Source organism: Streptomyces curacoi, assembly GCF_001513975.1.
GTDB classification, from domain to species: Bacteria; Actinomycetota; Actinomycetes; order Streptomycetales; family Streptomycetaceae; genus Streptomyces; species Streptomyces curacoi.
Window position 1 is genome coordinate 2,357 of the sequence record NZ_KQ948008.1, and the last position, 3,214, is coordinate 5,570.

A 3,214-nucleotide genomic window follows, 5' to 3' on the forward strand; every position below is an offset into this window, starting at 1 on the left:
GGGTGGCTGGTCGTTGTTTGAGAACTGCACAGTGGACGCGAGCATCTGTGGCCAAGTTTTTAAGGGCGCACGGTGGATGCCTTGGCACCAGGAACCGATGAAGGACGTGGGAGGCCACGATAGGCCCCGGGGAGTCGTCAACCAGGCTTTGATCCGGGGGTGTCCGAATGGGGAAACCCGGCAGTCGTCATGGGCTGTCACCCTTGCCTGAACACATAGGGCAAGTGGAGGGAACGCGGGGAAGTGAAACATCTCAGTACCCGCAGGAAGAGAAAACAACCGTGATTCCGGGAGTAGTGGCGAGCGAAACTGGATGAGGCTAAACCGTATACGTGTGAGACCCGGCAGGGGTTGCGTATGCGGGGTTGTGGGATCTCTCTTTCACGGTCTGCCGGCCGTGGGACGAGTCAGAAACCGTTGATGTAGGCGAAGGACATGCGAAAGGTCCGGCGTAGAGGGTAAGACCCCCGTAGTCGAAACGTCAGCGGCTCGTTTGAGAGACACCCAAGTAGCACGGGGCCCGAGAAATCCCGTGTGAATCTGGCGGGACCACCCGCTAAGCCTAAATATTCCCTGGTGACCGATAGCGGATAGTACCGTGAGGGAATGGTGAAAAGTACCCCGGGAGGGGAGTGAAATAGTACCTGAAACCGTGTGCCTACAAGCCGTGGGAGCGTCGGAACGAGGCTTGCCTTGTTCTCGTGACTGCGTGCCTTTTGAAGAATGAGCCTGCGAGTTTGCGGTGTGTTGCGAGGTTAACCCGTGTGGGGAAGCCGTAGCGAAAGCGAGTCCGAATAGGGCGGTGTAGTAGCGCGCTCAAGACCCGAAGCGGAGTGATCTAGCCATGGGCAGGTTGAAGCGGAGGTAAGACTTCGTGGAGGACCGAACCCACCAGGGTTGAAAACCTGGGGGATGACCTGTGGTTAGGGGTGAAAGGCCAATCAAACTCCGTGATAGCTGGTTCTCCCCGAAATGCATTTAGGTGCAGCGTCGTGTGTTTCTTGCCGGAGGTAGAGCACTGGATAGGCGATGGGCCCTACCGGGTTACTGACCTTAGCCAAACTCCGAATGCCGGTAAGTGAGAGCGCGGCAGTGAGACTGTGGGGGATAAGCTCCATGGTCGAGAGGGAAACAGCCCAGAGCATCGACTAAGGCCCCTAAGCGTACGCTAAGTGGGAAAGGATGTGGAGTCGCAGAGACAACCAGGAGGTTGGCTTAGAAGCAGCCACCCTTGAAAGAGTGCGTAATAGCTCACTGGTCTAGTGATTCCGCGCCGACAATGTAGCGGGGCTCAAGCGTACCGCCGAAGTCGTGTCATTGCAGCATGTACGCCCAACGGCGGCTGTGATGGGTAGGGGAGCGTCGTCTGCCGGGTGAAGCAGCACCGGAAGGTAGTTGTGGACGGTTGACGAGTGAGAATGCAGGCATGAGTAGCGATTCACACGTGAGAAACGTGTGCGCCGATTGACTAAGGGTTCCTGGGTCAAGCTGATCTGCCCAGGGTAAGTCGGGACCTAAGGCGAGGCCGACAGGCGTAGTCGATGGATAACCGGTTGATATTCCGGTACCCGCTGTGAAGCGTCAAACATCGAATCCAGTGATGCTGAGGCCGTGAAGCCGCCCTGGAGCCTTCGGGCGAAGGGGAGTGGTGGAGCCGCCGGACCAATCTGGTAGTAGGTGAGTGATGGGGTGACGCAGGAAGGTAGTCCATCCCGGGCGGTGGTTGTCCCGGGGTAAGGGTGTAGGACGGTGTGTAGGTAAATCCGCACACCATTAAGTCTGAGACCTGATGCCGAGCCGATTGTGGTGAAGTGGATGATCCTATGCTGTCGAGAAAAGCCTCTAGCGAGTTTCATGGCGGCCCGTACCCTAAACCGACTCAGGTGGTCAGGTAGAGAATACCGAGGCGTTCGGGTGAACTATGGTTAAGGAACTCGGCAAAATGCCCCCGTAACTTCGGGAGAAGGGGGGCCACGCTTGGTGAGAGGTTTTGCTCCTTGAGCTGGGGGTGGCCGCAGAGACCAGCGAGAAGCGACTGTTTACTAAAAACACAGGTCCGTGCGAAGCCGTAAGGCGATGTATACGGACTGACGCCTGCCCGGTGCTGGAACGTTAAGGGGACCGGTTAGCTCACTTTCGGGTGGGCGAAGCTGAGAACTTAAGCGCCAGTAAACGGCGGTGGTAACTATAACCATCCTAAGGTAGCGAAATTCCTTGTCGGGTAAGTTCCGACCTGCACGAATGGCGTAACGACTTCTCGACTGTCTCAACCATAGGCCCGGTGAAATTGCACTACGAGTAAAGATGCTCGTTTCGCGCAGCAGGACGGAAAGACCCCGGGACCTTTACTACAGTTTGATATTGGTGTTCGGTTCGGCTTGTGTAGGATAGGTGGGAGACTTTGAAGCGGGCACGCCAGTGTTCGTGGAGTCGTCGTTGAAATACCACTCTGGTCGTGCTGGATGTCTAACCTGGGTCCGTGATCCGGATCAGGGACAGTGTCTGATGGGTAGTTTAACTGGGGCGGTTGCCTCCCAAAGGGTAACGGAGGCGCCCAAAGGTTCCCTCAGCCTGGTTGGCAATCAGGTGTTGAGTGTAAGTGCACAAGGGAGCTTGACTGTGAGACCGACGGGTCGAGCAGGGACGAAAGTCGGGACTAGTGATCCGGCGGTGGCTTGTGGAAGCGCCGTCGCTCAACGGATAAAAGGTACCCCGGGGATAACAGGCTGATCTTCCCCAAGAGTCCATATCGACGGGATGGTTTGGCACCTCGATGTCGGCTCGTCGCATCCTGGGGCTGGAGTCGGTCCCAAGGGTTGGGCTGTTCGCCCATTAAAGCGGTACGCGAGCTGGGTTTAGAACGTCGTGAGACAGTTCGGTCCCTATCCGCTGTGCGCGTAGGAGTCTTGAGAAGGGCTGTCCCTAGTACGAGAGGACCGGGACGGACGAACCTCTGGTGTGCCAGTTGTTCTGCCAAGGGCATGGCTGGTTGGCTACGTTCGGGAGGGATAACCGCTGAAAGCATCTAAGCGGGAAGCCTGCTTCGAGATGAGGACTCCCACCCACTTGATGGGGTAAGGCTCCCAGTAGACGACTGGGTTGATAGGCCGGATCTGGAAGCACGGTAACGTGTGGAGGTGACCGGTACTAATAGGCCGAGGGCTTGTCCATAGAGGCTCGCGTCCACTGTGTTAGTTCTGAGGCAACGACCGTT

General features: G+C 57.2%; 1 rRNA gene. It reads left to right on the plus strand.

The annotated features are described in order from the left end of the window. The first annotated feature begins 49 nt into the window (after positions 1-49). Positions 50-3,171: ribosomal RNA gene (locus AQI70_RS36775) — 23S ribosomal RNA — on the plus strand. The last annotated feature ends 43 nt before the right edge of the window (positions 3,172-3,214 follow it).